The organism is Pseudomonas sp. NFPP07 (assembly GCF_900115645.1).
Taxonomy (GTDB): domain Bacteria; phylum Pseudomonadota; class Gammaproteobacteria; order Pseudomonadales; family Pseudomonadaceae; genus Aquipseudomonas; species Aquipseudomonas chlororaphis.
This window is the reverse complement of record NZ_FOXG01000002.1, coordinates 160423-186083: the sequence shown is the minus strand read 5'-3', so window position 1 is coordinate 186083 and position 25661 is coordinate 160423. Positions and strand designations below refer to the sequence as shown.

At 63.2% G+C, this 25661-nt stretch carries 21 protein-coding genes; 14 read left to right on the top strand and 7 right to left on the bottom strand.

What is annotated here, in order from left to right; translation table 11 throughout:
- Positions 1-21: 21 nt before the first annotated feature.
- Positions 22-2868 (bottom strand): RNA polymerase-associated protein RapA, encoded by a 2847-nt coding sequence (rapA, locus tag BM019_RS05835; protein ID WP_092417826.1) that lies wholly within the window; start codon positions 2866-2868, stop codon positions 22-24.
- A gap of 218 nt (positions 2869-3086) precedes the next feature.
- Here rapA and BM019_RS05830 point away from each other — a divergent pair, with 218 nt between their 5' ends.
- From BM019_RS05830 to ccoM, 3 genes are all read left to right on the top strand, one after another.
- Positions 3087-3434 (top strand): aspartate-semialdehyde dehydrogenase, encoded by a 348-nt coding sequence (locus tag BM019_RS05830; RefSeq protein WP_085530013.1) that lies wholly within the window; start codon positions 3087-3089, stop codon positions 3432-3434.
- Between the two features lie 228 nt (positions 3435-3662).
- Entirely contained in the window at positions 3663-3821 is a 159-nt protein-coding gene (locus BM019_RS30745) for a hypothetical protein (protein WP_023968072.1), read from the top strand.
- A gap of 145 nt (positions 3822-3966) precedes the next feature.
- A complete protein-coding gene (gene ccoM / locus BM019_RS31215; protein WP_007926603.1) occupies positions 3967-4083 on the top strand; it encodes a cytochrome c oxidase subunit CcoM in 117 nt (38 codons plus the stop codon).
- 152 nt (positions 4084-4235) lie between these two features.
- Here ccoM and BM019_RS05820 read toward each other — a convergent pair whose 3' ends face one another.
- Both BM019_RS05820 and BM019_RS05815 read right to left on the bottom strand, forming a co-directional pair.
- Positions 4236-5711, bottom strand: coding sequence for an inorganic phosphate transporter (locus BM019_RS05820; RefSeq protein WP_009042494.1), 1476 nt, complete (start codon positions 5709-5711; stop codon positions 4236-4238).
- A gap of 353 nt (positions 5712-6064) precedes the next feature.
- Complete coding sequence (locus BM019_RS05815) at positions 6065-6265, bottom strand: hypothetical protein (RefSeq protein ID WP_009042495.1); 201 nt, start codon at positions 6263-6265, stop codon at positions 6065-6067.
- A 632-nt stretch (positions 6266-6897) separates the two neighbouring features.
- Between BM019_RS05815 and pcaR the strand changes: the two genes are divergently transcribed.
- The 11 genes from pcaR to pcaC all read left to right on the top strand — a co-directional run bounded on the left by pcaR (position 6898) and on the right by pcaC (position 17970).
- Positions 6898-7740 carry a pca regulon transcriptional regulator PcaR gene (gene pcaR / locus BM019_RS05810; protein WP_007926599.1) on the top strand — a complete coding sequence of 281 codons (843 nt, stop codon included), beginning with the start codon at positions 6898-6900 and terminating at the stop codon, positions 7738-7740.
- Between the two features lie 309 nt (positions 7741-8049).
- Positions 8050-9396, top strand: a complete 1347-nt coding sequence (locus tag BM019_RS05805) for a 4-hydroxybenzoate transporter PcaK (protein WP_009042496.1) — start codon at positions 8050-8052, stop codon at positions 9394-9396.
- 311 nt (positions 9397-9707) lie between these two features.
- Positions 9708-10565 (top strand): CoA transferase subunit A, encoded by an 858-nt coding sequence (locus BM019_RS05800; RefSeq protein ID WP_009042497.1) that lies wholly within the window; start codon positions 9708-9710, stop codon positions 10563-10565.
- Positions 10562-11344, top strand: a complete 783-nt coding sequence (locus BM019_RS05795) for a CoA-transferase subunit beta (RefSeq protein WP_175510600.1) — start codon at positions 10562-10564, stop codon at positions 11342-11344. The genes BM019_RS05800 and BM019_RS05795 overlap by 4 nt, the downstream gene beginning before the upstream one ends.
- Positions 11341-12546: a 3-oxoadipyl-CoA thiolase gene (gene pcaF, locus BM019_RS05790; protein ID WP_175510598.1), complete on the top strand. Its 1206-nt coding sequence runs from the start codon at positions 11341-11343 to the stop codon at positions 12544-12546. Before BM019_RS05795 ends, pcaF begins: the two co-directional genes overlap by 4 nt.
- 29 nt (positions 12547-12575) lie before the next feature.
- Positions 12576-13280 carry a protocatechuate 3,4-dioxygenase subunit beta gene (gene pcaH / locus BM019_RS05785; RefSeq protein ID WP_009042500.1) on the top strand — a complete coding sequence of 235 codons (705 nt, stop codon included), beginning with the start codon at positions 12576-12578 and terminating at the stop codon, positions 13278-13280.
- A gap of 1 nt (position 13281) precedes the next feature.
- Complete coding sequence (gene pcaG, locus BM019_RS05780) at positions 13282-13848, top strand: protocatechuate 3,4-dioxygenase subunit alpha (RefSeq protein WP_092417825.1); 567 nt, start codon at positions 13282-13284, stop codon at positions 13846-13848.
- A gap of 199 nt (positions 13849-14047) precedes the next feature.
- The gene (locus BM019_RS05775; protein WP_092417824.1) at positions 14048-15343 is read left to right on the top strand and encodes an MFS family transporter; all 1296 of its coding nucleotides are present in this window, start codon (positions 14048-14050) and stop codon (positions 15341-15343) included.
- Between the two features lie 47 nt (positions 15344-15390).
- Positions 15391-16755, top strand: a complete 1365-nt coding sequence (locus tag BM019_RS05770; RefSeq protein ID WP_092417823.1) for a 3-carboxy-cis,cis-muconate cycloisomerase — start codon at positions 15391-15393, stop codon at positions 16753-16755.
- A gap of 11 nt (positions 16756-16766) precedes the next feature.
- Positions 16767-17567 (top strand): 3-oxoadipate enol-lactonase, encoded by an 801-nt coding sequence (pcaD, locus tag BM019_RS05765; RefSeq protein ID WP_092417822.1) that lies wholly within the window; start codon positions 16767-16769, stop codon positions 17565-17567.
- Positions 17568-17577: 10 nt separating this feature from the next.
- Entirely contained in the window at positions 17578-17970 is a 393-nt protein-coding gene (gene pcaC, locus BM019_RS05760) for a 4-carboxymuconolactone decarboxylase (RefSeq protein ID WP_092417821.1), read from the top strand.
- Between the two features lie 223 nt (positions 17971-18193).
- Here pcaC and BM019_RS05755 read toward each other — a convergent pair whose 3' ends face one another.
- From BM019_RS05755 to emhA, 4 genes are all read right to left on the bottom strand, one after another.
- Positions 18194-19459 carry an OprD family porin gene (locus BM019_RS05755; RefSeq protein WP_092417820.1) on the bottom strand — a complete coding sequence of 422 codons (1266 nt, stop codon included), beginning with the start codon at positions 19457-19459 and terminating at the stop codon, positions 18194-18196.
- Positions 19460-19758: 299 nt separating this feature from the next.
- On the bottom strand, positions 19759-21219 hold the full coding sequence (adeC, locus tag BM019_RS05750; protein WP_023968084.1) for an AdeC/AdeK/OprM family multidrug efflux complex outer membrane factor: 1461 nt from the start codon (positions 21217-21219) through the stop codon (positions 19759-19761).
- Complete coding sequence (locus BM019_RS05745) at positions 21216-24365, bottom strand: efflux RND transporter permease subunit (RefSeq protein ID WP_092417819.1); 3150 nt, start codon at positions 24363-24365, stop codon at positions 21216-21218. The genes adeC and BM019_RS05745 overlap by 4 nt, the downstream gene beginning before the upstream one ends.
- Before the next feature lie 3 nt (positions 24366-24368).
- Entirely contained in the window at positions 24369-25526 is a 1158-nt protein-coding gene (emhA, locus tag BM019_RS05740; protein ID WP_009042509.1) for an efflux RND transporter periplasmic adaptor subunit EmhA, read from the bottom strand.
- Positions 25527-25661: the final 135 nt, after the last annotated feature.

The window sequence follows — 25661 nt, the reverse complement described above, 5'->3', positions numbered from 1 at the left end:
TTTACCGGTAGAGCAGGGGGATCAGCCCGCCACCAGCACCCGGATCGCTTCCAGGCGCAGCGCGGCTTTCTCAAGCATGGCCAGGCCTTGTTCGCGTTGTTGGCGCAGGGCCACCAGCTCGCTGTCGCGCACGGTCGGGTTGACCGCCTGCAACGCGGTCAGGCGCGCCAGCTCTTCGTCGGTGTCGGCGGCCAGGCGACGTTGCGCCTCGGCCACGCGATCGGCATGACGCGGGGCGATCTTCGCTTCGCCAGCGTTGATCTTCGGCGTCAGCTGGTCGCGCTGGGCCTGGATGAACTTGTTGGCGCTGGCCTTGGGCACGCTTTCCAGCTGGTCGTTGAGGGTCTCGAAGGCGACCCGTGCCGACAGATCGTTGCCGTTGGCGTCCAGCAGGCAGCGCAGGGCGGCCGGAGGCAGGTAGCGGCCCAGCTGCAGCGAGCGCGGTGCCACCACTTCACTGACGTACAGCAGTTCCAGCAACACGGTGCCGGGTTTCAGCGCCTTGTTCTTGATCAGCGCCACGGCGGTGTTGCCCATGGAACCGGACAGCACCAGGTCCATGCCGCCTTGCACCATCGGGTGCTCCCAGGTGATGAACTGCATGTCTTCGCGAGACAGCGCCTGGTTGCGGTCGTAGGTGATGGTCACGCCTTCGTCGTCGCCCAGCGGGAAGCTGGCGTCGAGCATTTTTTCGCTCGGCTTGAGGATCAGCGCGTTGTCCGAATGGTCTTCGCTGTCGATGCCGAAGGCGTCGAACAGGGTTTCCATGTAGATCGGCAGGGCGAACTGGTCGTCCTGCTCGAGGATCGCTTCCACCAGTGCATCGCCTTCGCCGGCGCCGCCGGAGTTGAGTTCCAGCAGACGGTCGCGGCCGGTGTGCAGCTCGGCTTCCAGGCGCTCGCGCTCGGTGCGCGCCTCGTCGATCAGCGCTTGCCACTCGCCGTCGTCGGCTTCTTCCAGCAGCGGCAGCAGGCGCGGGCCGAACTGATGCTGCAGGGCGTTGCCGGTCGGGCAGGTATTGAGGAAGGCGTTCAGCGCTTCGTGGTACCACTGGAACAGGCGCTCTTGCGGGCTGGTTTCCAGGTACGGTACATGCAGCTCGATCACGTGTTTCTGGCCGATCCGGTCGAGACGGCCGATCCGCTGCTCCAGCAGGTCCGGGTGCGATGGCAGATCGAACAGCACCAGATGGTGGGCGAACTGGAAGTTGCGACCTTCACTGCCGATTTCCGAGCAGATCAGCACCTGGGCGCCGAACTCTTCGTCGGCGAAGTAGGCGGCGGCGCGGTCGCGCTCGAGGATGTTCATGCCTTCGTGGAATACCGTGGCCGGGATACCGGAGCGCACGCGCAGGGCGTCTTCCAGGTCCATGGCGGTTTCCGCGTGGGCGCAGATCACCAGGACCTTGGTGCGCTTGAGCATTTTCAGCTGGTCGATCAGCCACTCGACGCGCGGGTCGAATTTCCACCAGCGTTCTTCTTCGCTGGCGTCCGGCTGGGACTGGAAGCTGACTTCCGGGTACAGCTCGGCGTGCTCGCCCAGCGGCAGTTCCAGGTACTCGTCCGGGCATGGCAGCGGGTACGGGTGCAGCTTGCGCTCGGGGAAGCCTTGCACCGCGGCGCGGGTGTTGCGGAACAGCACGCGGCCGGTGCCGTGGCGGTCCAGCAACTCGCGCACCAGGCGCGCGCTGGCTTCAGTGTCGCCGTCGTTGACGGCGGCGAGCAGGGCTTCGCCTTCGTTGCCGAGGAAATTGTGGATGGTCTTGTGCGCTTCTGGCGACAGGCGCCCTTTATCCAGCAACTCCTGCACGGCTTCGGCCACCGGGCGATAGTTTTCGCTCTCGGCACGGAAGGCGGCCAGGTCGTGGAAGCGGTTCGGGTCGAGCAGGCGCAGACGGGCGAAGTGGCTGTCCTGGCCCAGTTGTTCCGGGGTGGCGGTGAGCAGCAGGACACCGGGGATCACCTCGGCCAGCTGTTCCACCAGCGCGTATTCCGGGCTGACCTGGTCTTCGTGCCACACCAGGTGGTGCGCTTCGTCGACTACCATCAGGTCCCAGCCGGCGGCGAACAGCGCGTCCTGGGCCTTCTCGTCGTCCACCAGCCATTCCAGGGCCACTAGGGCGAGCTGGGTATCTTCGAAGGGGTTGGCGGCATCGCTTTCGATAAAACGCTCTTCGTCGAACAGCGCGACCTGCAGGTTGAAGCGCCGGCGCATTTCCACCAGCCACTGGTGCTGCAGGTTCTCCGGGACCAGGATCAGCACGCGGCTGGCGCGGCCCGACAGCAGCTGGCGGTGGATTACCAGGCCGGCTTCGATGGTCTTGCCCAGGCCCACTTCGTCCGCCAGCAGAACCCGCGGCGCGATACGGTCGGCGACTTCACGGGCAATGTGCAACTGGTGGGCGATAGGCTGGGCGCGTACGCCACCCAGGCCCCACAGCGACGATTGCAGCTGGCGGCTGGTGTGTTCCAGGGTGTGGTAGCGCAGGGAGAACCAGGCCAGCGGGTCGATCTGCCCGGCGAACAGACGGTCGCTGGCCAGGCGGAACTGGATGAAGTTCGAGAGTTGGGTTTCCGGCAGGGTGACGACTTCGTTCTGCCCGTTGAGGCCGTGGTAGACCAGCAGGCCGTCGACGTCGTCGACTTCGCGCACGGTCATTTTCCAGCCTTCGAAGTGGGTGATGGTGTCACCCGGGGAAAACCTCACGCGAGTGAGGGGCGCATTCCGTAGCGCATACTGGCGAGTGTCGCCAGTGGCCGGATAGAGCACGGTCAGCAAGCGGCCGTCCTGTGCCAGAACGGTGCCTAGACCTAGCTCGGCTTCGCTGTCACTAATCCAGCGTTGCCCCGGTTGATACTGCTGCGCCATGCTGCCTCACTCCCGCCTTGAAAAAGCCGATTATGTTAACGGATCGGCGGCCTCAGGCCAAAGAACTCTAACAAAAACAACTACGCTGGAAGGTAGTGTATCGGGCGCATTTATCGTGGTCTGGGCACTATCGGGTGACGACTGGGTCACAAGTTTGCGACCGATGGCTCAAGTCGCCCCCGCAGCAGCCGACAGCCTGCCGACAGGAGACCAATAATATGCTGCCCCCGATGCTGCCCTTGAGTGCCGTGCCCGTGACCTCCCAGCAGGATCCGATCCGGCCGCGTCCGGATATCCCGCCGGTGGTGCCGGTGCAACAGAGTTCCAACGAAAGCACCATCGATCTGCAGAAGCGCGATGCCGAACAGTCGGCGCTGCTGCTGCGCGAAGAACAGCAGCGCCAGCAGCAAAGGCACAAACGCCAGCGCGAAGCCGAGGCTGCGGACGACCCCGAACTGCACCTGGCCGTGCCCGGGGACGAGTTGAATGCCGACAACACCGTGCCGGTGGCGCCGTTGATCGAGGATGCGCCACGCCAGGGGCTGTGGGTCGACGTCGAGGTCTAGATGCTGTTCCTTGATGCCTGCGACAGTGGCGCGCAAGGGATCACAGGGGGCACTTCGCGCGATACTGGTCAAACTGCGGACCCCCCTTTAATTGCGCTCAATATCCGCCGATCACTGGTCAGGCGCCGCGTCACGCCGCATTATTGGCAAACCCGCAAGGGCCGCAGCCGCGCTATCGCTATATAGAGGCTCCGGTCGACATAGACCTGAACGATGCAAGCCAACGCCATGAGCCAAGACGACAACCTGATCGACCTGAACGCCGAACGTGCCAAGCGTGTGCATGACTTGAAGGAAAAGCGCCTGAACGAAGTGCGCCAGGCATTCGAGCAGGCAATGCCTTTGGGCAAGCCGAAGAAGAAACCGAAAAAGCCGAAAAAGCGCTGAATCGGGCGCGATCTGTTGATGTAAGTCAGTTATTTCCCCTCCCTGTCGTCCTGTCTGGGGCGACCATTGACCCCGGTCAATTTTCCCCGCCGCCTCTTTGGTTAACTTAGCCCCATCGCAACAGGGCAAGAGCAGGAGGCCAGTCATGTTTTTCGACAATGTGGTGATCGCCGGAGTGCTGACTGTCGGCCTCATGGTTCTGTTTTTCGCCGGGTTTGGATTTTTCATCTGGAAAGATGCGCATAAACGCAAAAAACCTTAAGTCTTTCCGGTAACGAGCACGCAAGGCATTTTGGGCAACTTCGGTTGCCCTTTTTTTTGCCTGTGTGTTTTGTGGCAAAGCCATCATTTATTTCAGGCACAAAAAAAGGTGCGACCCGAGGGGCGCACCTTTTTTGTCGCGGACTGAACGAATCAGGTCCCGAGGGCTTTCGAGGCCAGCCAGAACAGACCGGCCGAGAGCGCCACGGTTGCCGGCAGGGTCAGCACCCAGGCCAGCAGGATGGTGCGCACGGTGCCGCTTTGCAGGCCGCTTTTGTTGGCGACCATGGTTCCCGCCACGCCCGAAGACAGTACGTGGGTGGTCGATACCGGCAGGCTGAAGATATTGGCCATGCCGATCAGGCCGGCGGCGGTGATCTGCGCCGACATGCCCTGGGCATAGGTCATGCCTTGCTTGCCGATCTTCTCGCCGATGGTCTGTACCACGCGTTTCCAGCCGATCATGGTCCCCAGGCCAAGGGCCAGGGCCACGGCCAGGATCACCCAGAACGGCGCGTACTCGGTGGTGGCGGTCAAGTCTTTGCGCAACTTGTCCAGGTCAGCCTTTTCACGGGCGGCGAGGTGCGGCAGCTTGCCTACTTTCTTCGCGGTGTCGTCCAGGCAGAGCAGGTAGCGACGCACTTCGATACGGCTTTCGGCCGGCAGCGAGTGATAGTCGGCGACACCCTTGAGGGTGCCCAGCAGCGCGGCGATGGTCGGTTCGGTCTGCTGCGGGTTGCAGCGGAATTTGCCTGGCAGGTCGTCTTTCACGCTTTTGCCCAGGGCCAGGAACTCGCCCAGGGAGTCCTCGTTACGTTGATAGAACTGGCTCAGGTGCAGGGTGGCGTCGCGGGTACGTTCGATCTGGTAGGTGGTGCTGTTCAGATCGAGCACGAACTGCGCGGGCACGATACCGATCAATACCAGCATGATCAGGCCGATGCCTTTCTGGCCGTCGTTGGAACCGTGCACGAAGCTCACGGCCATGGCCGAGATCACCAGCACCAGGCGATTCCAGAAGGGCGGGTGTTTCTTGTCGTCGACCTTGCGACGTTGTTCCGGGGTCTTGTGCATCTTCGAGATCGGGCGCCACCACTTCAGGCCGATCAGCACCAGGGCGGCAATCAGGAAGCCGGCCATGGGCGAGAACACCAGGGAAGCACCGATATCGATCGCCTTCTGCCAGTTCACGCCATCGCCCAGCGGGATGTCGTTGAGCAGGGCATTGGCCAGGCCGACACCGAGGATCGAACCGATCAGGGTGTGGGAGCTGGAGGCGGGAATACCGAAGTACCAGGTGCCCAGGTTCCAGGTGATGGCCGCGGCCAGCAACGAGAAGACCATGGCCAGGCCGTGGCCGGTGTTGACATTGATCAGCAGCTCGACCGGCAGCAGATGGACGATGGCATAGGCCACGCCGACACCGCCCAGCAGCACGCCGAGGAAATTGAATACACCGGAAAAGAATACGGCCAGGTGCGGCGGCATGGCTTTGGTGTAGATAACAGTGGCAACCGCATTTGCGGTGTCATGAAAGCCGTTGATGAACTCGTAGGCGAGGACAAAAGCCAGGGCGAGCAAGAGGCTCACAAGCACCCAAGCATCCAGTCCGCTGAATAAATCGATCATGAAGGTTTTCTGACCCGGTCATAAGGGGGCGCGATTATGCCAGAAAACCCTGGTAATCGATGCACTAGGTGCTGGTTGGTAACATTCTTCAACGAAAAAGCCGGAGGCAGGCCAATGGCCATGTCTTTTTTCGGGGCATGGGCAAGCCATTGATTTTACTGGGGCTCATCCTCAAGGTCAGGGGCGAAACGCTGAGCCAAATGTCTCAAACGCTTGTATGAAATTTCAGTTTCATGACGTTTTTTGAGCCCTTGGGGGCCATTCGCTGCCACACGGCGGATGCCAGGCCGACCTTGCGATCGACCTTTATCTGCAAGGGCATCGAGCCGTGCGAAAGTTTCAGGCGAACAGCGTCACGGCTGGTCTGCCTTGAGCTCTTTTTCCATCTTTTGCAGTTCTTGGGTGAAGGCCTGGTCGAGCACGCTGGCGCGCTTGCGCCAGGGTTTGCGTTCCGGTTCAGGCTGGGCGGCGTAGGTGGTGACTTCGCCTCCGTAAACTTCCTTGTAACGTTGTTCCTGGCGCTCAAGTTCCGCGCGCAGTTCGTCTTTCGTCACAGTGTTACCTAACTGAGTTGAGATTATCCCGATGATACGCATTGCCTAGATCGGGTTTATCAAACCGCTTCGTACTCGGCTCGATTAAAGGAGCCAGAATTGCGATGGGGTTCGCCAAACCGCTTCTTGTTGCATGCGGCCACGCCATCGGACAAGAACAGCTGTCGTAGCAACAGTTACTTTTTTGCAGCGCATTGGCCGGGCATATTGAGATGAGCGTCAAGCGCTTGCTGCAGGAGGCGTCATTTACTGTACGCAACCTGATGATGCTGCCGAACGCAGAAAAGCGTCGGTGATCACTTTGCTCATTATAGCGGCGGCCATGAATAACTCTATCGGCAATAAGTTAAAAATCATCAACTTGATATCAGGGTTTTGTTACACGAAAGTTTTAATCCGGATGACGAGAGCAGTTCTGTAACACGGCCTGACAAGTTGCCTGGACTAATGCGCAAGAAATGAGAGTTTTATTGGCGGCGAAAAAGCGGCACATCCCATGGCAGGCATTTATCGCGATGGATTGCGATTATCGGTCGATGGTTCGATAATCGCCCAATGTTGGCCGTGCAGGCTTGTGCATCCTTTCCAGTACGGCTTGTAATAAGCCGGACTTCCGTCGCAGAGAACCTGAAATGAACGATCAATTGCGTAATTCCTTCGCTTCCGCCGCGCCGCCGATTGTCGCTTCGCCGGCCAAGCGGATTCAGGCGCTGACAGGTGATCCGGATTTCATGACCTCTCTGGCTCGCGGCCTGGCAGTGGTCCAGGCCTTTCAGGAACGCAAGCGCCATCTGACCATCGCCCAGATCAGCCACCGTACGGAGATTCCCCGTGCCGCCGTGCGCCGCTGCCTGCATACCTTGATCAAGCTCGGTTACGCCACCACCGATGGCCGCACCTATTCGTTGCTGCCCAAGGTGCTGACGCTGGGGCATGCCTACCTGTCTTCCACACCGCTGGCGGTATCGGCCCAGCCTTACCTGGACCGCATGAGCGAGCAACTGCACGAAGCCTGCAACATGGCCACCCTGGAAGGCGACGACATTCTGTACATCGCCCGTTCGGCCACCACCCAGCGCCTGATCTCGGTCGATCTCTCGGTGGGTGGGCGCCTGCCGGCCTACTGCACATCCATGGGCCGGATCCTGCTGGCGGCGCTGGATGACGCCTCGTTGCGCGAATACCTCGACCATGCCGACCTGCAAGCCAAGACCAGCCGTACCCTGCACACGCCGCAGGCGTTGCTCGAATGCCTGCAACAGGTCCGGCAGCAGGGTTGGTGCATCGTCGATCAGGAACTGGAACAAGGCCTGCGCTCCATCGCCGTACCGGTGTACGACGCTTCGGGCCAGGTACTGGCCGCGCTCAACGTCAGCACCCATGCCGGCCGCGTCAGCCGCGCCGAGCTGGAGCAGCGCTTCTTGCCGGGCCTGCTCAGCGCCAGTCGCGACCTCAGCGCCCAATTGTTCGCTTGAGGGCTGTCTGCTTAAGCTGTTCGATAAACGCACAGATACGCGCTTGCTGAATTGACGCTCTTTCCCTTGCCTCATTAATGTCGCGGCAGCGTCATCCGGCCACTGGAGCACTGCCTCTCCAATGGCCGCATGGCGACCCCATAATAATGAAGAGGCCAGCCCCCATGAGCATCGCCCGCGCGCCCAGCCGCGCCCCTCTATCCTACCTTCGCCTGCCGACGGCCTGATCCCGCAAGACCCTTTTCGATCTGAACCGACCAGCTCTGGCTGGCACCTGTGCGCCTGCGTTTTTCGCGTGGAATAAAAATAATGAACCAGCCTCAATCCGCTGTAGGGAACTGCCTCGATGTGCAGTCCTTTATCAATGCCCAGCCGCTGTCGCGCTATCAGTGGCGGGTGGTGATCCTGTGTTTCCTGATTGTCTTCCTCGATGGCCTCGATACCGCGGCCATGGGCTTTATTGCGCCGGCGCTGTCCCAGGATTGGGGCATCGACCGCGCCAGCCTCGGCCCGGTGATGAGTGCCGCGCTGATCGGCATGGTCTTCGGGGCGCTGGGCTCCGGCCCGCTGGCTGACCGCTTCGGGCGCAAAGTGGTGCTGGTGGGGGCGGTGCTGCTGTTCGGTGCCTTCAGCCTGGCGTCGGCCTACAGCAGCAATGTCGACCAGTTGCTGGTGCTGCGTTTCCTGACCGGCCTGGGCCTGGGCGCCGGCATGCCGAATGCCACCACGCTGCTTTCCGAATACACCCCCGAGCGCCACAAGTCGTTGCTGGTGACCAGCATGTTCTGTGGTTTCAACCTGGGCATGGCCGGCGGCGGTTTCATTTCCGCCAAGCTGATCCCGGCGTTCGGCTGGCACAGCCTGTTGCTGATCGGCGGGATTTTGCCGTTGATCCTGGCACTGGTGCTGCTGGTCTGGCTGCCGGAGTCGGCGCGTTACCTGGTGGTGCGCAATCGTGGCACCGACAAGGTGCGCAAGGCCCTGGCGCCGATCGAGCCGGGCACGGTCGGCCAGGCCGCGAGCTTCAGCGTGCCGGAGCAGAAGACCGTGAAAGCGCGCAACGTGTTTGCGGTGATTTTCTCCGGGACCTACAGCGTCGGTACCTTGCTGTTGTGGCTGACCTATTTCATGGGGCTGGTGATCGTGTACCTGCTGACCAGCTGGCTGCCGACCCTGATGCGCGACAGCGGCGCGAGCATGGAGCAGGCGGCCTTTATCGGCGCGCTGTTCCAGTTCGGCGGGGTACTCAGCGCGGTGGCGGTGGGCTGGGCCATGGACCGCTTCAACCCGCACAAGGTCATCGGTACCTTCTACCTGCTGGCCGGGATCTTCGCCTACGCGGTCGGGCAAAGCCTGGGCAACATCACCTTGCTGGCGACCCTGGTGCTGGTCGCCGGCATGTGCGTCAACGGCGCGCAATCGGCGATGCCATCCCTGGCCGCGCGCTTCTACCCGACCCAGGGCCGCGCCACCGGCGTGTCGTGGATGCTCGGCATCGGTCGCTTCGGGGCGATCCTCGGGGCCTGGATGGGCGCCACGCTGCTGGGACTGGGCTGGAACTTCGAGCAAGTGCTGACCGCGCTGGTGATCCCGGCCGCGCTGGCGACCACGGCGGTGGTGATCAAGGGCATGGTCAGCCATGCGGATGCGACCTGAGCGAATGAGCAAGGCGCTCCCGAAGGGGGCGCTGAATACCTGTAGCCGCTGCCGCAGGCTGCGATAAGGCCGAAGGCCTTCAGCGTCCTGAGATCTTCGCGACCGTTCTCCGAACGCGGCCCGGGTCGATCGCAGCCTGCGGCAGCGGCCACAGCACAATCGATAGTCAGACAACAATCTGTTCGATAAACGAACGCTCAGTCGATTATCGGATTGTTTGGGTTTTTCCCTCGGCTTAATCTTCAGTCACTCCGGCGCATCCTTCGGCGCCTTTTTCTTCCAGTCGCTCAATAACAATCGGGAGATCCCCCATGGCTGAAATCCTTTCGCTGCACGACGCGGTGAAGCAGTTCGTCAACGACGGCGATACCGTCGCGCTCGAAGGCTTCACCCACCTGATCCCCACGGCCGCGGGTCATGAAATCATTCGCCAGGGCAAAAAAGACCTGACCCTGGTACGGATGACCCCTGACCTGATCTACGACCAGTTGATCGGTGCCGGTTGTGCCCGCAAGCTGATTTTCTCCTGGGGCGGCAACCCGGGCGTCGGCTCTCTGCATCGCCTGCGGGACGCGGTCGAGAAGCAATGGCCGCACCCCCTGGAAATCGAAGAACACAGCCACGCCGACCTGGCCAACGCCTACGTGGCGGGCGCCTCGGGCCTGCCATTCGCGGTCTTGCGCGCTTATGCCGGTTCCGACCTGCCGAAGGTCAACCCGCTGATCAAGAGCGTGACCTGCCCATTCACCGGTGAAGTGCTGGCGGCGGTGCCATCGGTACGTCCTGACGTCACCGTGATCCATGCGCAGAAAGCCGACCGCAAGGGCAACGTGCTGTTGTGGGGCATTCTTGGCGTACAGAAGGAAGCCGCCCTGGCCGCCAAGCGCTGCATCGTCACTGTGGAAGAAATCGTCGACGACCTGAACGCCCCGATGAACGCCTGCGTGCTGCCGACCTGGGCCCTGAGCGCGGTCTGCCATGTGCCGGGCGGCGCCCATCCGTCCTACGCCCACGGGTACACCGAGCGCGACAACATCTTCTACCAGGCCTGGGACCCGATCGCCCGCGACCGTGAAACCTTCACCGCCTGGATCAACGAATATATCCGCGGCAGTGCTGACTTCAGCGAATTCCAGGCCAAGCTGGCCGCAGCAACGGGGGCCAAATAATGACTTACTCCACCAATGAAATGATGACCGTTGCCGCCGCCCGCCGCCTGCAGAACGGCTCGGTGTGTTTTGTCGGGATCGGCCTGCCGTCCAAGGCCGCCAACCTGGCGCGCCTGACTTCGTCGCCGGACGTGGTGCTGATCTACGAGTCCGGTCCGATCGGCGCCAAGCCCAGCGTGCTGCCGCTGTCCATCGGTGACGGCGAGCTGGCCGAGACCGCGGACACCGTGGTGCCGACCGGGGAAATCTTCCGCTACTGGCTGCAAGGCGGGCGTATCGACGTCGGTTTCCTCGGCGCCGCCCAGGTCGACCGTTTCGGCAATATCAACACCACGGTGGTCGGCGATTACCACCAGCCGAAAGTCCGCCTGCCGGGCGCCGGCGGTGCGCCGGAGATCGCCGGCTCGGCCAAGAGCGTGCTGATCATCCTCAAGCAGTCGTCGCGTTCCTTTGTCGACAAGCTCGACTTCATCACCTCGGTCGGTCACGGCGAAGGCGGCGACTCGCGCAAACGCCTGGGCCTGCCAGGGGCCGGGCCGGTGGGGATCATCACCGACCTGTGCATCATGGAGCCGGAAGCCGGCACCCATGAATTCGTGGTGACCTCGCTGCACCCGGGCGTGACCCGCGAGCAGGTGGTCGCCGCCACCGGCTGGGCGATTCGTTTCGCCGACCAGGTGGCGGAAACCGCCGCCCCGACCGAGGTCGAATTGACCGCCCTGCGTGACCTGGAAGCCCGCACCGCCGCGGCCCATGGCCAAACCCCGGGAGAAGCCTGATGCGCGAAGTGTTTATCTGTGACGCCATTCGTACCCCCATCGGCCGCTTTGGTGGCGGCCTGTCGACGGTGCGTGCCGACGATCTGGCCGCCGCGCCCATCAAGGCACTGATCGAGCGTAACCCGTCGGTGGACTGGAGCGCGGTGGACGAGGTGTTCCTCGGTTGCGCCAACCAGGCCGGCGAAGACAATCGCAACGTGGCGCGCATGGCGCTGCTGCTGGCCGGGCTGCCGGAAACCATTCCGGGCGTGACCCTCAACCGCCTGTGCGCTTCGGGCATGGATGCCATCGGCACCGCCTTCCGCGCCATCGCCAGTGGCGAGATGGAGCTGGCCATCGCCGGCGGCGTCGAGTCGATGTCCCGCGCGCCCTTTGTCATGGGCAAGGCCGATACCGCTTTTTCGCGCAACATGAAACTGGAAGACACCACCATCGGCTGGCGCTTCATCAACCCGCTGATGAAGGCCCAGTACGGCGTGGATGCGATGCCGCAGACCGCCGACAACGTCGCCGACGATTATCAGGTGTCGCGTGCCGACCAGGATGCGTTCGCCCTGCGCAGCCAGCAGCGCACCGCCGCGGCGCAGGCCGCCGGGTTCTTCGCCGAGGAAATCGTCCCGGTGCGTATCGTCCACAAGAAGGGCGAGACCCTGGTCGAGCAGGATGAGCACCCGCGGGCCGATACCTCGCTGGAAACCCTGGGCAAACTCAAGCCGGTCAACGGCCCGGACAAGACCGTCACCGCCGGCAACGCCTCGGGCGTCAACGACGGGGCGGCGGCGCTGATCCTGGCGTCGGCCGAGGCGGTGAAAAGGCACGGCCTGACCGCCCGTGCCCGGGTGCTGGGCATGGCCAGCGCCGGCGTGGCGCCACGGGTGATGGGCATCGGCCCGGTGCCGGCGGTGCGCAAGTTGACCGAACGCCTGGGCGTGGCGGTCAGCGATTTCGATGTGATCGAACTCAACGAAGCCTTCGCCAGCCAGGGCCTGGCAGTATTGCGCGAACTGGGCCTGGCGGACGACGCGCCACAGGTCAACCCCAACGGCGGCGCCATCGCCCTCGGCCATCCGCTGGGCATGAGCGGTGCGCGCCTGGTATTGACCGCGCTGCACCAGCTGGAAAAGACCGGTGGCAAGAAAGGCCTGGCGACCATGTGCGTGGGTGTCGGCCAGGGCCTGGCATTGGCCATCGAGCGCGTCTGACGCGCTTCTTATAAGAACGAGGAACGAGCATGACCGACAAGCCCGGTTACCGGCGCCCGCAACCAGGTACTCAGCCTGATTACCTGCACCCGGCCTACAAATCCACCAACACCCGCTCGCCGTCCAAGCCGCTGGTGTTCCTGCCCCATTCGCTGTCGGAAATCACCGGCCCGACCATCGGCGCCGATTACCTGCAGGACAAGGACAACGACCTGACTGCCCAGCATGCCGGCGAGCCCCAGGGCGAACGCATCATCATCCACGGCCGGGTGCTGGACGAGAACGGCCTGCCGGTGCCGGGGATCCTGGTGGAGATCTGGCAGGCCAACGCCGCCGGTCGCTACAACCACGACCGCGACCTGCACGACGCACCGCTGGACCCGAACTTCACCGGCACCGGGCGTACTGTCACCGATGCCGATGGCTGGTACCAGTTCCAGACCATCAAGCCCGGTGCCTACCCCTGGGGTAACCACCACAATGCCTGGCGTCCGGCGCATATCCACTTCTCGCTGTTCGGCCCGAGTATCCTCACGCGCCTGGTGACCCAGATGTATTTCCCCGGCGACCCGCTGCTGGCCTACGACCCGATCTACAACTGCGTGCCGGACACTAGCGCCAAGGAACGCCTGATCGCCAGCTTCGACCTGGAGAAAACCATTCCGTCCTACGCCCTCGGCTACCGTTGGGACATCGTCTTGCGCGGCCGCGATGCCACGCCGATGGAGAAATAAGATGACGCTGACTGCGACCACATCCCACACCGTCGGCCCGTACTACCACATCGGCCTGACCTGGCTGAACCGCGAAGACCTGACCCAGGCCGAGACCCTCGGCGAGCGGGTGGCGATCAGCGGCCAGGTGGTGGATGGCAACGGCGATTTCGTCAACGACGCCATGCTGGAAATCTGGCAGGCCAACGCGGCCGGCAAGTACGACCACCCGGAAGACGATCAGGCCAAGGCCCTGGACCCGAACTTCCAGGGCTTCGGCCGGGTGCCGGTGGATGGGGAAGGGCGTTTCCGTTTCACCACCATCAAGCCGGGCACCGTGCCTGGCCTGCAGGGTTCGACCCAGGCGCCGCACCTGGTGGTACTGGTATTTGCCCGGGGCCTGGTCAAGCACCTGCTGACCCGTATCTACTTCGACGGCGAGCCGGCCAACGCCGCCGATCCGCTGCTGGCCTGCGTGCCCGAAGAGCGTCGCGCCACCTTGCTGGCCAAGGCCGATGCGCCGGGCCACTACCAGTGGAACGTGATCCTGCAGGGTACCGACGCGGAAACGGTGTTCTTCGATTATTGAGTGTGCCTGGGGGGATCGCGAGCAAGCTCGCTCCTACATGACCGCAGTTGAATCACGGCATCGTGACCGACCCATATCCTGTAGGAGCGAGCTTGCTCGCGATAAGGCCGAATAGGCCGACACCTCCAAGGTCGTCTTGCGGAACGGGACTGTTACAAAGTATGTCTAGACTCACCACGTCCCCAAAGAGTGAAAAGCCATGACAACGTTAACCAGTCACTACACGACCGAGGAGCGCAGCAAGAGGATCTTCGCGATCGTCGGCGCTTCCTCCGGCAACCTGGTCGAATGGTTCGACTTCTACGTCTATGCCTTCTGCGCGATCTATTTCGCCCCGGCGTTTTTCCCCTCCGACGACCCCACGGTGCAACTGCTCAATACCGCCGGCGTGTTCGCCGCCGGGTTCCTGATGCGTCCTATCGGCGGCTGGCTGTTCGGCCGGGTGGCCGACAAGCACGGGCGCAAGAATTCCATGATGATCTCGGTGCTGATGATGTGCGCCGGCTCCTTGGTCATCGCCTTCCTGCCGACCTACGCCAGCATCGGCGCCTGGGCGCCGGCGCTGCTGCTGATGGCGCGGCTGTTCCAGGGCCTGTCGGTGGGTGGTGAATATGGCACCACCGCGACCTACATGAGCGAAGTCGCGCTCAAGGGCCAGCGCGGGTTCTTCGCGTCCTTCCAGTACGTGACCCTGATCGGCGGGCAACTGCTGGCGGTGCTGGTGGTGGTGATCCTGCAACAGTTCCTCGACGAGGCGGAGCTCAAGGCCTGGGGCTGGCGGATTCCGTTCGTGATCGGCGCCATTGCGGCCCTGATCTCCCTGCTGCTGCGGCGCTCGCTGAAAGAAACCACCAGCAAGGAAATGCGTGAAGACAAGGACGCCGGCAGCGTGACCGCGCTGTTCAAGCATCACTCGAAGGCCTTTGTCACGGTGCTGGGCTACACCGCCGGCGGCTCGCTGATTTTCTACACCTTCACCACCTATATGCAGAAATACCTGGTGAACACCACCGGCATGCACGCCAAGACCGCCAGCTACATCATGACCGGCGCGCTGTTCCTGTACATGTGCATGCAGCCGCTGTTCGGCATGTTGGCGGACAAGATCGGCCGGCGTAACTCGATGCTCTGGTTCGGCGCGCTGGGCACGCTGTGCACCGTGCCTATCCTGCTGACCCTGAAAACCGTTACCAGCCCGTTCCTGGCCTTCGTGCTGATCACCCTGGCCCTGGCGATCGTCAGTTTCTACACCTCCATCAGCGGTCTGGTAAAAGCCGAGATGTTTCCGCCGCAAGTGCGGGCGCTGGGGGTCGGCCTGGCCTATGCGGTGGCCAACGCGCTGTTCGGCGGTTCGGCGGAATACGTGGCCCTGGGCCTGAAATCCCTGGGTATGGAAAACACCTTCTACTGGTACGTGACGGCGATGATGGCGATTGCCTTCCTGTTCAGCCTGCGCCTGCCGAAACAGGCGGCGTACCTGCACCACGATCTGTGACCTGTTCGCGTGCGTCCGTCGCGGACGCACGCCCCAAAGGATTGTTTATGAGCACACCGGCGAGCAACCAACTGTTCGATGCCTACTTCACCACCCGCGATATGCGCGCGGTGTTCTGCGACCAGGGTCGGGTCCAGGCCATGCTCGACTTCGAGGCCGCGCTGGCCCGGGCCGAGGCCCGGGTCGGGGTGATCCCGGCCGCTGCGGTGGCGCCGATCGAGACGGCCTGCCGGGCCGGGCTCTATGATTTTTCCGCCCTGGGCCAGGCCATCGCCACGGCGGGCAACTCGGCGATTCCACTGGTCAAGGCCCTGGGCAAACAGATCGCCAAGAGCGACGCCAGCGCCGAGCGTTATGTGCACCTGGGCGCCACCAGCCAGGATGTGATGGACAGTGGGCTGGTCTTGCAAGTGCGGCAGGCGCTGAACTTGATCGACAACGACCTGGCGCGCCTCGGCGGCATCCTGGCCGCCCAGGCCCAGCGTTATGCCGCCACCCCCATGGCCGGCCGCACCTGGCTGCAACATGCCACGCCGGTCACCCTCGGTATGAAGATCGCCGGATGGCTGGGGGCAGTGACACGCAGTCGTGAGCGCCTGGCGCAGCTCAAGCCACGCCTGCTGGTGCTGCAGTTCGGTGGTGCCTCCGGTACCCTCGCGGCCCTGGGCGAGCAGGCCCTGCCGATTGCCCAGGCCCTGGCCGAGGAGTTGCAACTGAGCCTGCCGGAACAGCCCTGGCACACCCAGCGTGACCGGTTGGTGGAGTTCGCTTCGGTGCTCGGCCTGATCGCCGGCAGCCTCGGCAAGCTCGGCCGTGACATCAGCCTGCTGATGCAGACCGAGGCGGCGGAAGTCTTCGAGCCGTCGGCGCCGGGCAAGGGCGGTTCCTCGACCATGCCGCACAAGCGCAACCCGGTGGGCGCGGCGGTGTTGATCGGCGCGGCGACCCGGGTTCCCGGGCTGCTGGCGACAATGTTCAGCGCCATGCCCCAGGAGCACGAACGCAGCCTGGGCCTGTGGCACGCCGAATGGGAAACCCTGCCGGAGATCTGCTGCCTGGTGTCCGGCGCCTTGCAACAGGCGCTGCTGGTGGCCGACGGGCTGGAAGTCGACGCCGCGCGCATGGCCAGGAACCTCGACCTGACCCAGGGGCTGGTGCTGGCGGAGGCCGTGAGCATCGCCCTGGCCCAGCGCCTGGGCCGCGAGACCGCGCACCATCTGCTGGAGCAATGCTGCAAGCGCGCGGTGGCCGAACAGCGGCATCTGCGCGCGGTGCTGGGGGATGAGCCGCAAGTGACCGCCGAGCTGTCGGCGGCGGAACTGGATCGCCTGCTGGACCCGGCGCATTACCTCGGCCAGGCGCACGCCTGGGTCGAGCGCGCCGTGGCCGAACATTTAGCCTTGAACGCCTGAAGGAGACTGCCGTGGCATTCGTACAACTCGCCGATGGCGAACTGCATTACCAACTGGACGGCCCGGCCGATGCGCCGGTGCTGGTCCTGTCCAACTCCCTGGGTACCGACCTGCATATGTGGGACATGCAGATTCCGGTCTTTACCAAGCACTTCCGGGTGCTGCGTTTCGACACTCGCGGCCACGGCAAATCCCTGGTCACCGAAGGCCCCTACAGCATCGAGCAATTGGGGCACGATGTGCTGGCGCTGCTGGACGCGCTGCATATCCAGCGTGCGCATTTCTGCGGCCTGTCCATGGGCGGGCTGATCGGCCAGTGGCTGGGTATCAATGCCGGCGAGCGCCTGAACAAACTGGTGGTGTGCAACACCGCGGCGAAGATCGGCGACCCGTCGGTATGGAACCCACGGATCGAAACCGTGCTGCGTGACGGCCAGGCGGCCATGGTCGCATTGCGCGACGCCTCGATCGCCCGCTGGTTCACCCCGGACTTCGCCGCGGCCCACCCGGACCAGGCCAAGCTGATCACCGACATGCTGGCGGCCACCTCGCCCCAGGGTTATGCCGCCAACTGCGCGGCGGTGCGCGATGCGGATTTCCGCGAGCAACTGTCGGCTATCGAGGCGCCGACCCTGGTGGTGTCCGGCACCGAAGACGCGGTCACGCCGCCCGCGGGCGGGCACTTCATCCAGGAGCGCGTGCGCGGCGCCGAATACGCCGAGTTTCATGCGGCGCACCTGTCCAACGTCCAGGCTGGCGCTGCGTTCAGCGAGCGGGTCGTGGCATTTTTGCTGGCCGACCAGCGTATTTAAGGAGCCCCCCGTGGACGAGAAACAACGTTACGCCGAAGGCATGCAAGTGCGTCGCGCGGTGCTGGGCGATGCCCATGTCGATCGCAGCCTGAGTACCCTGACCGAGTTCAACTCGGAGTTCCAGGAAATGATCACCCGGCACGCCTGGGGCGATATCTGGACGCGTCCGGGCCTGCCGCGCCATACCCGCAGCCTGATCACCATCGCCATGCTGATCGGCATGAACCGCAACGAAGAGCTCAAGCTGCACCTGCGCGCCGCCGCGAACAATGGCGTGAGCCGCGCCGAGATCAAGGAAGTGATCATGCAGGGCGCAATCTACTGCGGCATTCCGGCGGCCAACGCGACCTTCCACCTGGCCGAGTCGGTGTGGGACGAGCTGGGCGTCGAATCCCGCGCCTGATAACCCACGACTTATAAAGAAACGCGGCGCCGAGCAACTCGGCGCCGCTGCGTTTTCCCTGTCGGGGCGAGCTTGCTTGCGATGAACCTGAGGGTGCCGCATTCAGCCCGTCAGTAAGCGCCATCGTTGACGGTCATCGCGAGCAAGCTTCGCTCCTACAAAAACAAGGCCTGCCCCGGGGAATGGGGCTGGCCTTGTTTTTGGTGTGGGCGAGCGAGTGGGCTTACAGCAGGCTGATCGGGTAGCTGATGATCAGGCGGTTCTCGTCGAACTCGTTGGTGCTGAAGTCGCGGCGCATGGTCGAGTTGCGCCATTTGACGTTGAGGTTCTTGAGCGTGCCGCTCTGCACGGTGTAGGCCAGTTCGCTCTCGCGTCCCCATTCCTTGCCGTCGGTGATGGTGCCGGTGTGCACGTTGTCGCCCTTGATGTAGCGGTTCATCAGGGTCAGGCCGGGGATGCCGACCGCGACGAAGTTGTAGTCATGGCGCAGCTGCCAGGATCTTTCCTGGGCGTTGTCGTAGCTGGCGTTGTAGCTGTCGTTGGCCAGGGTGCCGCCGCTGGTGCCGTTGACGCGCATCCAGGCGCTGTCGCCGGTGAGTTTCTGCAGGCCGACGTAGAAAGTGTGGCCGCCGTACTTGGCCGAGAACAGGCCCGACCAGGTCTTGTTGTCCAGGTCGCCGGCGCGGGCGCTACCATCCTCCTTGCCATAGAAGAAGCCGATGTTGGCGCCCAGGGTCCAGTCGCCCAGCGGCTGGCTGTGGATCAGGTTGAGGTATTGCTGGCTGTAGATGTCCTTGAGCTGGGCGTTCCACACCCCGACCTGGGTGCGCTTGTCATTGAAGCTGTATTCGCCGCCCTGGAAGTTGAAGCGGTCGGAGGTGAAGGCCGCTTTGCCGGTCATCGACATGTCGCTCATGCTGCTGTCGTCACGCGGGCTGTTGGCGCGGAACTGGCCGCCGTAGAGGGTCAGGCCGTCAATTTCCTTCGAGGTGATCTGGCCGCCGCGGAAGGTCTGGGGCAGGGAGCGACCGTCGTCCGAGCGCAGGATCGGCAGCACCGGCATCCATTCGCCGACCTTGACCTCGGTCTGCGACAGGCGGGCCTTGAATGCCACGCCCGTGCGACCGAAGTGGTCGGCCGGGCGCCCGTCGTGATCCAGTGGCAATAACTGGGTACCGCCGGTGCCTTTGCCGCCATCGAGCTTCAACGAGTACAGCCCCAGTACGTCCATGCCGAACCCGACGGTGCCTTGGGTGAAGCCGGATTTGGCGTCGAGGATGAAGCTCTGCGTCCATTCTTCAGCCTTGCCCTGGGCCTTGCCCGGGTTGGTGAAGTTGCGGTTGATGTAGAAGTTGCGCAGGTTCAGGTTGACCTTGGCGTCTTCGAGAAAGCCGGACTCCGCGGCCATGACCGGCAGGGCCGTGCCGGCGATGCCGACGGCCAGCAGGCTGGGCAGCAGTGAATAGGGAGTGTAAGTGGATGGCTTCATGGATCGGGCTCTCTAATTGTTAGGGGTGAGGCTGGGCGCTGCGGCAACGTCAGGTTGCAGACAAGGTTGAAACCGGGAGGGTGGAGGGAACGGAATCAGCCGGAGCGGGCAGGGCGCGGGGTCATGATGACGAACCTGTTGTTATTGGTTTTTGCAGGTGCGGGGAATGGTGCGTTGGATCAACGACCCTGTTCAATTGGCCTTGGCGGGTTTTGGGCGATTAACGAACACAAGTGACGGCGGTCTTCGGCCCATAAAAAAACCCACCGCAAGGTGGGTTTTTTTCAAGCGGCATGCACTCAGAACAGCTTCAGTGGCGGTGCCTCTTTGCTCACTTCCACTTTCTGCGAACCTTGCTCGTTCCAACCGCCGCCCAGGGCCTTGTACAGGTTGACCTCGCTGGTCAGCTGCGCAAGCCGGTCGGTGATCAACGCTTGCTGCGCGCTGAACAGCGAGCGCTGGGCGTCGAGGAACGTCAGGTTGCTGTCGACACCGATGCGGTAGCGACGCTCGGCCAGGCGGTAGTAGTCCTGGTTGGCATTGACGAAGTCACGCTGGGCCTGCAACTGCTGGTTGTAGGTCTGGCGTGCGGCCAGGCCATCGGAGACTTCCTGGAAGGCGGTCTGGATGGACTTCTCGTACTGCGCGACGTTGATGTCTTTCTGGATTTTCGAGTAATCCAGGCTGGCGCGCAGGCTGCCGGCGTTGAAGATCGGGATATTGATCTGCGGCGCGAACGACCAGGTGCCCGAGCCGCCCTTGAACAGGCCGCCCATATCCGGGCTCAAGGTCCCGGCATTGGCGGTCAGGCTGATGCTCGGGAAGAACGCCGCGCGTGCCGCGCCAATACTGGCGTTGGCGGCTTTCAGGTTGTGCTCGGCGGCGAGAATGTCCGGACGGCGTTGCAGCAGTTCAGATGGCAGGCCGGCCGGCAACTCGCTGAGCAGGTCGGCCGACAACGGCTGCGGGCTCGGCAGGTTGGCCGGGATCGAGGTACCCAGCAGCAGGGTCAGGCTGTTTTCGTCCTGGGCCACCTGGCGGGTATAACGCGCCAGTTGCACCCGGGCGTTTTCCACCGAGGTCCGCGCCTGGCTCAGGTCCAGGGCCGAGGCCACGCCGACTTCGTTGCTGCGCGAGGTGAGGCGGTAGCTCTCCTCGTAGGCCGCCAGGGTGTCCTGGGTCAGCTTGAGCAGTTCCTTGTCGGCCTGCCAGGTCAGGTAGGCATTGGCCACGCTGGCCACCAGGCTGATCTGCGTGCTGCGCCGGGCTTCTTCGCTGGAGAAGTAGGTCTGCAAGGCCTGCTCGCTCAAGCTGCGAACGCGACCGAACAGGTCCAGCTCATAGGCGCTGACACCCAGGGTTGCCGAGTACTGGCTGGAGATGGCCGCTTCACCGGTCTGCGACATCCGCGCCGGGGTACGTTGACGGCTGCCGCTGCCGTTGGCCGAGATCGCCGGGAACAGGTCCGCGCGCTGGATCTGGTACTGCGCGGCGTAGGCGTCGATGTTCAGCGCCGCGACCCGCAGGTCGCGGTTGTTCACCAGCGCGGTCTGGATCAGCTGCTGCAGGGCAGGGTCATGGAAGAACTGCCGCCAGCCCTGTTCGGCGGCTGCCTGGTTGGCAGCCTCCGCAGGCGAATAGGCCGGCCCTTGCGGGTATTGCGCCGCGACCGGCGCTTGCGGCTGCTGATAATCCGGTATCAGCGAGCAACCACTCAGCACGGCGGCGGTGATTGCGAGGGAGAGTAGCGACTTGCTCATTGGCCAGCCTCTTCAGGAGTTTCAGTAATTTGCGCTGCGTCGTCTGCATTGCGGCGGCCCATCTTGGACACGGTGACGAAGAACAAAGGCACCCAGAATATCGCCAGGACAGTCGCGGTGAGCATACCGCCAATCACCCCGGTACCGATCGCATGCTGGCTACCCGAGCCTGCGCCGGTGGAGATGGCCAGCGGTACCACACCGAGCACGAAGGCCAGGGAGGTCATGATGATCGGACGCAGACGCATGCGGCAGGCTTCGATCGCCGCGTCCACCAGGCTGCGGCCCTGCTCGTGCAGTTCCTTGGCGAACTCGACGATCAGAATGGCGTTTTTCGCCGCCAGGCCGATGGTCACCAACAGCCCCACCTGGAAGTACACGTCGTTGGACAGGCCGCGCAGGCTGGTCGCCATCAGCGCACCGATGATCCCCAGCGGCACCACCAGCATGACCGCGATCGGAATCGACCAGCTTTCATACAGCGCCGCCAGGCACAGGAACACCATCAGCAGCGACAAGGCGTACAGCGCGGGAGCTTGCGAGCCCGACAGGCGTTCCTCGTAGGACAGCCCGGTCCAGGAGATACCGACACCGGCCGGCAGCTTCTGGGCGATGGCTTCGACTTCGGCCATGGCTTCACCGGTGCTGTAGCCCGGCGCCGGGGCACCCAGGACTTCCACCGCTTCCACGCCGTTGTAACGGGCCAGTTTCGGCGAACCGTAGATCCACGTGCCCTTGGCGAAGGAGGCGAACGGCACCATGGTCCCGGCGCTGTTGCGCACGTACCACTTCTTCAGGTCCTCGGGGCTCATGCGAGCGTTAGGCTGACCCTGGATGTACACCTTCTTCACCCGACCGCGGTCGATGAAGTCGTTGACGTAGCTACTGCCCAGGGCAATCGACAAGGTGTTGTTGATGTCGGAGATGGTCACGCCCAGGGCGCTGGCCTTCTCGTCATCGATTTCCAGCTGGTACTGCGGCTCGTCGTTCAGGCCGTTCGGACGCACCTGGGACAGGATCTTGCTCTGTGCCGCCATGCCGAGGAACTGGTTGCGCGCTTCCATCAGTTTCTCGTGGCCGATACCGGCGCGGTCCTGCAGGAACACGTCGAAACCGGTGGCGTTACCCAGCTCCAGTACCGCCGGCGGGGCGAAGGCGAACACCATCGCATCGCGGAAGCTGAAGAAGTGCTGCTGGGCCCGGGCCGCCAGGTTGAACACGCTGTTTTCCACGGAGCGTTCGTCCCACGGCTTGAGCATGATGAACGCCATGCCCGAACTCTGGCCACGACCGGCGAAGTTGAAGCCGTTCACGGTGAAGACCGAGGCCACGGTGTCCTTTTCCTTGTCCAGCAGGTAGGCGCGCATTTCATCGACTACCACCTGGGTCCGCTCGGAACTGGAGCCGGCCGGGGTCTGTACCTGGGCGAACAGTACGCCCTGGTCTTCTTCTGGAAGGAACGCGGACGGGATGCGCATGAACAGCCAGATCATGCCGACCACGATCAGCACGTAGGCCAGCAGGTAAGGCGCCTTGTGTCGCAGGATGTTGCCCACGCCACGCTCGTAGCTTTTGACGCTGCGGTCGAAGTTACGGTTGAACCAGCCGAAGAAACCTTTTTTCGGCGCGCCGTGCTCGCCGTGGGGAATGGCCTTGAGCATGGTGGCGCACAGGGCCGGAGTGAAGATCAGGGCAACCAGGACCGACAGGGCCATGGCCGAGACCACGGTGATCGAGAACTGCTTGTAGATCACACCGGTGGAACCGCTGAAGAACGCCATTGGCAGCAGTACCGCCGACAGCACCAGGGCAATACCGACCAGGGCGCCCTGGATCTGGCCCATGGACTTCTTGGTCGCTTCCTTGGGCGACAGGCCTTCCTCGGCCATTACCCGCTCGACGTTTTCCACCACGACGATGGCGTCGTCCACCAGCAAGCCGATGGCCAGCACCATGCCGAACATGGTCAGGGTGTTGATGCTGAAGCCGGCGGCCGCAAGGATACCGAAGGTACCCAGCAACACCACCGGAACGGTCATGGTGGTGATGACGGTGGCGCGGAAGTTCTGCAGGAACAGGAACATCACCAGGAACACCAGCACGATCGCTTCGACCAGGGTTTCAACCACACCCTTGATCGACTCGGTCACCACCGGGGTGGTGTCGTACGGGAACACCACTTTCATCCCTTGCGGGAAGAACGGTTCCAGGTCGCTGATGGTCTTGCGCAGGGCCTTGGCGGTGTCCAGGGCGTTGGCGCCGTTGGCCAGTTTCACGGCCAGGCCGGAAGCCGGGGCACCGTTGAACTGGGCACTGACGGAGTAGTTTTCACCGCCCAGAGCCACATCCGCGACATCGCCCAGACGCACTTGCGAGCCGTCCGCGTTGACCTTCAGCAGGATGGCCTTGAACTGCTCGGCAGTCTGCAGGCGGGTCTTGCCGATGATGGTGGCGTTCAGTTGCTGGCCTGGCAGGGCTGGCAAGCCACCGATCTGGCCGGACGACACCTGGACGTTCTGCGCCGCCACGGCGTTTTTCACGTCGACCGGAGTCAGGTTGAAGTTGTTCAGCTTGGCCGGGTCGAGCCAGATACGCATGGCGTACTGGGCACCGAACACCTGGAAGTCACCCACGCCCGCGGTCCGCGAGATCGGGTCCTGCATGTTGGACACGATGTAGTTCGAGAGGTCGTCCTTGGACATGCTGCCGTCCTCGGAAACCACACCGATCACCAACAGGAAGTTCTTCACCGCCTTGGTCACGCGGATACCCTGTTGCTGCACTTCTTGCGGCAGCAGCGGGGTGGCCAGGTTCAGCTTGTTCTGCACCTGAACCTGCGCGGTGTCCGAGTTGGTGCCCTGCTCGAAGGTCGCGGTAATGGTCATGCTGCCGTCGGAGTTACTTTCCGAGGACACATAACGCAGGTTGTCGATACCGTTGAGCTGCTGCTCGATGACCTGGACCACGGTGTCCTGCACGGTCTGTGCGGAAGCGCCTGGGTAGGTCACGGAGATGGCGATCGCTGGAGGCGCGATGCTCGGGTATTGGTTGATCGGCAATTTGAGGATCGATAGAGCCCCGACCAGCATGATCACCAGGGCGATTACCCAGGCGAAAATCGGACGGTCGATAAAAAATTTCGACATGGTTTACTCCCCTTTGCCGCCTGCAGCTTTGTCAGTTGCCTGTGCAGTGGCCGGGTTTTTTGCTGGAACGTTGGTCGCTTCGCTGGCTTTGACTTCGACGCCAGGTCGGACGAATTGCAGCCCTTCGGTGATCAGGCGATCACCGGCCTTCAGGCCGTCCTCGATCAGCCACTGGTTGCCGACGGTGCGGCTGGCCTTGAGCTGACGCAGTTCAACCTTGTTGTCCGGACCAACCACCAGGGCGGTCGGTGTGCCCTTGAGGTCGCGGGTCACGCCTTGTTGCGGGGCGAGGATCGCCGCGGCATTCACGCCGGCCTGCAGTTGCGCGTGCACGAACATGCCGGGCAGCAGGGTGTGTTCCGGGTTCGGGAACACCGCGCGCAGGGTCACGGAACCGGTGGTTTCGTCGACCGACACTTCGGAGAACTCCAGCTTGCCGTCGAGCTTGTACTGGCTGCCGTCTTCCAGAGTCAGCTTGACCTTGGCGGCGTTGTCGCCGGCCTTCTGCAGGCGACCGCTTTCCAGCTCGCGACGCAGCTCGAGCAGTTCCACCGACGACTGAGTGACGTCGACGTAGATCGGGTCGAGTTGCTGGATGGTCGCCATGGCGGTGGACTGACCGTTGCTGACCAATGCGCCTTCGGTGACCGAAGAACGGCCGATACGCCCGGAGATCGGCGACAGCACCTTGGTGTAGCGCAGGTCGATCTGGGCGCTCTGCAGCGCGGCTTCCGATTGCAGGCGATTGGCGACGGCGGTGTCGTATTCCTGGCGGCTTACGGCTTGCTCGTCGACCAGCTGCTTGTAGCGATCGGAGATCGACTTGGTCGATTGCAGGTTGGCCTGGGCGCTCTTGAGGGTCGACTCATAGACCGACGGATCGATCTGATAGAGCTGCTGACCTTCCTTGACGTCGCCGCCTTCCTTGAACAGACGCTTGAGAATGATGCCGTTGACCTGAGGACGGACTTCGGCGATCCGGAACGCAGTGGTGCGTCCTGGAAGCTCGGACGTCAGGGTAAAGGCTTGAGGTTGCAGGGTGACTACGCCGACCTGAGGGGCTTGTGGGGCGGGAGCCGCCTCTTCCTTTTTACATCCGCTGAGCAGCGATGCCAGGGCGACGGCAGTGACCAGAGCGGTAACAGCTGGCTTGAGTTGCATGAAGATCCTCGGGTCAGGCGCGCAAAATGCGCACTCGAAAAGTGGAAGGGTAAAAAACGAGTGCTGAGTGGATAAGTAGCTTGCTAAGGAATATACTTACGTTCATGGTTGTTTGTAAATACCTTGGCGGCGTAC